The 6166-nt window shown below is 59.4% G+C and carries 4 protein-coding genes and 1 pseudogene; 3 read left to right on the top strand and 2 right to left on the bottom strand.

The features are described from left to right. The 3 genes and pseudogenes from ACP7B0_RS15995 to ACP7B0_RS15985 form a co-directional block, all read left to right on the top strand. Window positions 1-762 (top strand): annotated as a pseudogene (locus ACP7B0_RS15995) (hypothetical protein); the annotation flags it as partial. 13 nt (window positions 763-775) lie between these two features. Then, complete coding sequence (locus tag ACP7B0_RS15990; RefSeq protein WP_426142378.1) at window positions 776-1894, top strand: hypothetical protein; 1119 nt, start codon at window positions 776-778, stop codon at window positions 1892-1894. Then, on the top strand, window positions 1891-3024 hold the full coding sequence (locus ACP7B0_RS15985; RefSeq protein ID WP_426142377.1) for a hypothetical protein: 1134 nt from the start codon (window positions 1891-1893) through the stop codon (window positions 3022-3024). Before ACP7B0_RS15990 ends, ACP7B0_RS15985 begins: the two co-directional genes overlap by 4 nt. Window positions 3025-3115: 91 nt before the next feature. Here the strand turns inward: ACP7B0_RS15985 and ACP7B0_RS15980 are convergent, their stop codons facing one another. After that, window positions 3116-3994, bottom strand: coding sequence for a DUF4123 domain-containing protein (locus tag ACP7B0_RS15980; RefSeq protein WP_426142376.1), 879 nt, complete (start codon window positions 3992-3994; stop codon window positions 3116-3118). Further along, window positions 3991-6021, bottom strand: coding sequence for a type VI secretion system tip protein VgrG (locus ACP7B0_RS15975; protein ID WP_426142375.1), 2031 nt, complete (start codon window positions 6019-6021; stop codon window positions 3991-3993). The genes ACP7B0_RS15980 and ACP7B0_RS15975 overlap by 4 nt, the downstream gene beginning before the upstream one ends. Window positions 6022-6166 lie beyond the last annotated feature (145 nt).

Genomic DNA, 6166 nt, shown 5'->3' with positions numbered 1-6166 from the left:
GCTGCGGCCAGCAACTCGCCCGCCCGAACGGCCGCCTGGGCCGCCGCCGGGGCACGCCTGTCCACGGTATTTTTCCGTTTTAATCTCGCCGGAATTCTGTTTACCGCGCTGGAGCTGTCCGGCAGTTGGTTCTACAACCGCCATAACCTCAGCTCCCATGACCGCTGGCTACTCAGCACACCGTGGAGCCTGGACCCGGATCAGCGCAAGTCGCTGCCCTTGAGCGAGTACCAGAAAGCGCTTCGTGCGTGTGTCCAGGCCCCCCATGTGGAAATCCTGCCGGCCTCGAATGACTCCGGCGTGGCGCAGCCCCGTCGTTTCCTGCTGCACTTTCCAACCTTGTCAGTTAGCGACCTGGCACAGCAGTTGGCGAGCAGTGCCAGCAGCGTCTTGCTCAATATTGGCGGTTATCGGGTTGTGCGAAAGCAAACAGACCGCGACCGCACCCCGGACCAATGGACCCCGTTGTACGAAGCACTGGAAGATCGCCTGTGGATAAAACAAGACGCTCCGCTGATCATCGAACTGGTCGATATTCGCGAGCTGCTCGGGTCGGCATACCCGGAGCGGGCCGATATCGTCCTGTCTGTCCAGTTGGGCCATGCCTACCCGGACGGCCGCTACGAAGGCAATCTCTACGACCTGCGCTTCCCGGTCACGGGTGAAAGTGGCCATTTCCCCGTACAACAGATCACGCGTCAAGGAGAAGAGTGCGCCTACTTCCGGATTGATCCGGCATTGATCAAGACGGTGGATGACTGAGATGGCGACTGATATGCCTGACGCTCCATCCCCGATTCATCACACCCCCCATGCGGGGATGGTCGAGCACTTTCCGACAGGTCAGGTGGTGTATCTAGCTCCATTGCCACTGCCTACTGATTTGCCTGCTCAGGACTATGGTCATGCCGTGGGCGAGGTGAATGACACTCACCTGGATTTTGGTGTGGGTTTACCTGCCGTCTTTGGTTGGCAAATGACATTGGGATTACCTTTTGGGGCATTCTGGTTTTTTGGATTATTTGCGCCTGCCCTTGTCTGGCTGATGACGTTCATAGAAAGCGCCGACGTAGCGCAGGCTACAAAGCTTGCTCTGGACTACATGCCTTACGGTATGGAGCTTGGCGCTTGGGGAGCCGCGTTAGCATTTGGCCTCTATCTCTTCATAACCTTCAACCACCTGGACAAGTACAACGAAGTCATCCCCACCCGCTTCAATCGCCAGCGCCGGGAGGTCTGTTTTGTTCCTCGTGGCCATACCGAGCCCATTTTCGTGCCGTGGGAATCGCTGTCGGCCTGGGTGGTGCAGGCACGGTCGGTGACGCAGTACGGCATGGATATTCGTTACGCCATGGGCGTCGGGTTTTATCATCCGCCTCATGACGAGCATTACAGCCTGGAATTTTTCTGCAGCGGGTTTGATCTGGCGGTGTGCAACTGGGAAGCGATCCGGGCGTACATGGAGTACGAGGTGCACAGCCTCAAGGAAATCCAGGACCCGCTGGACCTGCAAAACCCCGGCGATCCGCCCCATGAAGGTCTGCACACGTTCTACAACGCCCGGGAGCGTATGCGTCGGCGGCGCAGGGATCGTGAAGTCGGTTTCTTCTACCCGTTCTGGTGGTACCTGTACCACGTGCTGACCCTGTGGACGCTGCCCAACCACCTCACCGAATGGGAAATCCGCCGCATCAAAAGCATCAGCCGCGCCGTCGTACCCGAGGCCATGCAACGCTGGTCAGCCCCCTTGCCACCGGGACAATGGGCCCAGCCCAGCGCAGACCTGCAACGCCTGAGCGAAGCCGTCAAAACCTTGCGCAAGCAAAACCCCGATCAGAATATTGCGGCGCGCTTTGTCGAGGCGCAAAGGATCGTCCAGAGAAAAGCGTCATGAGCGCACCACCCCCGATTCATCGCGCCCCCTATGCAGGGATGGTCGAGCACTTTCCGACCGGCCAAGTGGTGTATCTGGCTCCACGGCCGTTACCCACCGATCTGCCCGCTCAGGACTATGGCCATGCCGTGGGGGAGGTGAACGACACATTCATGGATTTTGGGGTGGGTTTGCCATCCGTTTTCGCTTGGCAGATTGGAGTCGGCGCACCGATCAACTTCTTCTACATGTGCTCTTTCATCTTTCCGGTTGTAATGCTGCTGATGAGCGTATTTCTAAATGACTCTTTGGAACGAATCATAAATATTCAGAGGGCAATGTTTTTCCCCCTTGTTAATACCGGAGTCGGCGGAGCCGCTTTCATTCTTGGCCTCTACCTCACCATCACCTTCCACCACCTCGCCAAATACAAAAAAGTCGTCCCCACCCGCTTCAACCGCCAGCGCCGGGAGGTCTGTTTTGTTCCTCGTGGTCATACCGAGCCCATTTTTGTGCCGTGGGAATCGCTGTCGGCCTGGGTGGTTCAGGCGCGGTCGGTGACTCAGTACGGTATGGAAATTCAATACGCCATGGGCGTCGGGTTTTATCATCCGCCTCATGACGAGCATTACAGCCTGGAGTTCTTCTGCAGCGGGTTTGATCTGGCGGTGTGCAACTGGGAGGCGATCCGGGCGTACATGGAATACGAGGTGCACAGCCTCAAGGACATTCAGGACCCGCTGGACCTGCAAAACCCCGGCGACCCGCCCCATGAAGGCCTGCACACGCTCTACAACGCCCGGGAGCGTATGCGTCGGCGGCGCAGGGATCGTGAAGTCGGTTTCTTTTATCCGTTCTGGTGGTACCTGTACCACGTGCTGACCCTGTGGACACTGCCCAACCACCTCACCGAATGGGAAATCCGCCGCATCAAAAGCATCGGCCGCGCCGTCGTGCCCGAGGCCATGCAACGCTGGTCCGCCCCCTTGCCACCGGAACAATGGGCCAAGCCCAGCGCAGCACTGCAACGCCTGAGCGAAACCGTCAAAACCCTGCGCAAGCAAAACCCCGATCAGAATATTGCGGCGCGCTTTGCCGAGGCGCAGCAGCATGATCGGGATATCGGCCGAGCCGCAAACTGTCGCAGTTGATCTGGAAGCAATCCGGGGCAGCGCTGCGCTGGCCCGTGACTGTTTATGTGTCCTCTGCGCGACAAGGCAGTAAAAACTGAGGGTAATTCGATCACTGAACCCCGCGCTCGGCGGCCAGAGCAGCAGCACGGCTAACACGCTCAAAAAACGTCATTTCAGAATTCACGGTCAGCAACTCGAGAATATCCGGATGCTGCTCGAGGGGCTCATCCCCCAGGAAGCCAAAGACATTGGCGTATAACCAGATCTCCCGTTCGCTCTGGAACCCCTGCTCCATGGCCGATACGGCCAGTTGATGGATATGACCCAGGCGTTGCGCCGGGGTTAGATCTGCCTGATAGGCGGGAAAGAAGCGCTCCATGTGCTGATAGAGCGCGCTTACGGACTTATCCAATGTCGCAGCTTTCAATGCGGCCCATTGCGCCTCGTTCGCCATAAATGGCTTGTCATAGCCGGGCAGCGCTTTTTCACCGGAGCGCTTGAATTGCGCCCATCCCTCAAGGGGTGCATTGGCAACAATGATCTGCTGGCAAGGCCCGAACAGCTCAGCACCAGGATGGTGTTCGGCGGTAAACAGTGCACGAGCCACGACAGGATCGGAAATACGCAAAAACAGCTCTTCATCCTGAGGCGGTTGAAAGCAGGTGAGCCAGCGCAGGTGCGCCAATAGCTCATCCCACGTGCCGTCACTGGCCAATAAGTAGCCCCACAACTTCCGGGTATTGCTCAAGAACTGCAATAGAACCGGATCATCCGGCGTGTGCAGTTGTATCAGGCAGGGAGAAAGGTGGCTGATCTCCGCCCACTGCGTCCCTTGGTAAAGCACGTGCACGTGAGGAGCGGGGGACCACTCATAAAGGCGCTGGACCAGATTTTCGACCTGCAAGGCATCCAACAGAAGCCCAACGGTTTGCCCCCATGGAAAGTCGGCGGGCAGTGAAGCGACAGGTGGGATGGGCGACTTTTTCACAGTGACGACTCCCTTGCTTCGGCACACCGACGACAAAACGGGGCACCCTCCTCAATGGCTTTGCGTTGCTTATAAGGAATCACAGACGGGGGCGCTGGCGATGCTGTTTCTGGCACCAGAGCCATGGGCATCCCTGGCACCGCTGGCATCCCCGGCATCGGTGCACCGCCCGGCAGGATCGGCACGCTGGTAAAGATTCCCGCAGGCGTGATGGATATCCACTGTCCGCCTGCCTTGATGGTGGTGGTGAGGGTCGCATCGAGGATGATGTTCTGACCCGCCGCGAGGTGGACCTGCCCCGCCGCACTCACCAGATGATTCGCCGCGCTGATGTGCTGGTTGCCTGCAACGGTCAATGAATCGTCCGCCAGGACCTGGGTCTTGCGCTCACCGTGGGTCAGGTGGTGTTCTTCGCCGTGCAGTTCGTGGCTGGACAGGCCGGTGACCTGCACACTGCGGGCGTTGTCGACCTGGATCGACTGGTCGTTGAGCACGTGCTCGTGCCAGTCACGCTGGGCGCGGATGGAGATGGCTTCCTGGCCTTTGCGGTCTTCGATTTTCAGTTCGTTGTAACCACCCCCACCGGGGCTGCTCTGGGTCTTGAGCAGGGTCTGGGTTTTCTGTGCGGGCAGGTCCAGCGGGACGCGGGTCGCGGCGTTGGGCAGGCAGGCTTGCACATAAGGCTGGTCGGGATCGGCTTCGAAATAGCCGACCACCACTTCCATGCCGACCCGGGGGATCATCACCGCGCCGTATCGGTCATGCGCCCAGCCGGTGGCGACCCGCAGCCAGCAACTGGCGTGTTCGTTTCGCACGCCTTCGCGGTCCCAGTAGAACTTGACCTTGACCCGACCATACTCGTCGCAATGCACCTCTTCACCCGCAGGGCCGGTAACGATGGCGTGCTGGCTGCCGAGAATTCGTGGTTTGGGGTGTCTGAGTGGCGGGCGAAATGGCACCAAACCGGGAATGGCTTCAAAATGGTTGCGATAACCTTGGGTGAACACCCCCGGCTGGCCCGCGCTGGCGCTGTGCTCTTCCAGCACTTGCGGCTGTTTGCCTTCGTGCACGACGGCGGTGAGCAGCCATTGGGCGTTCCAGTCCTCCCGGGGGTGCTCGCTGAGGGTCAGCAAATGGCCGCTGAGCAGCGCCGGTTGATCGCTGTGGCCTGCGGCGAGTTGATAGTCGCTGCGATGCCGCTCCAGAACAACCTGTGCCTGACGCGCCCCGATCTGCCGATCCTCAAAAGGGGCCGGATAGGCGTAATCCTCCAGATCCCGGCGGCAGTCCGGCTGTTGGGCGCTGCTGAGCAGGTCCAGCGTGGGCTTCTGAAAGTGGTAAGTCTGGCGGCTGACCTTGCCGGTGCGGGTGGCCAGGCGCACGCTGAACTGGCTGATCACCGGTTCCTCGGCCACCAGCCCGTTGCCTTGCAGGTAGGGTGTAGGACGCGCCAATACGGGCAATGCGATAGGGTCGTCGGCAAACACCAGCAGGTGCTTGTCGCGGGCATGCTCAAAATGAAAACTTAATCCGCTTTCCTCACACAGCCTTCGGATGAAAAACAGGTCGCTCTCGTGATATTGCGTGCAGTAATCACGGGGAGGGCAGGTCTTGCGGCCCAGCCTGAAAACAAAGTCCCCGGCCAGAATGCCGTGATCCTTGAGCACCAGGGCGATGATGTCCGGCACGCTTTTGTTCTGGAAGATCCGGTGGTTGTGCCGGTGCTCCAGGCGCAGCAGATTGGGCACCAGCCGGATGAAGTAGTGAGTAAACCGCTTGCCGGAATCCCCCTGCGCCACCTCGCCGATCTGCCCGTGCATGCCGTTGCCCTGGGCGTCAAACCCCAGAAACGCCTGACGATGCAGCACATCTTCAAGCTTGAGGTTGGCCCGCTCGCTGACCAGTTCGATGCGCACACTGAACGGACGGCTGACGGCTTCCTTTGCGGTGAAACTCAGCACGCGCAGCGAATGCTCGACCTGCTCGATCTCCAACGTGAAAGCGGCTTGGTTGGCGGGGTTGAGCATGGGCGAGTCCTTGGCCTGGGGGAAAGGCAGGACTTTGCAGGGGCACGCTCAGACTGTCAGTCAGGATTGGAGACGGGATTTGTGGGATGTTTCCGATACAGAGTTCCGCGAGGCGATCCGAATAACTATCTACGCCCTACCCCTA

Source organism: Pseudomonas sp. DWP3-1-2 (genome assembly GCF_049896285.1).
Taxonomy (GTDB): domain Bacteria; phylum Pseudomonadota; class Gammaproteobacteria; order Pseudomonadales; family Pseudomonadaceae; genus Aquipseudomonas.
The sequence above is the reverse complement of the archived record's forward strand: the minus strand, read 5'-3'. Positions and strand labels throughout refer to the sequence as shown.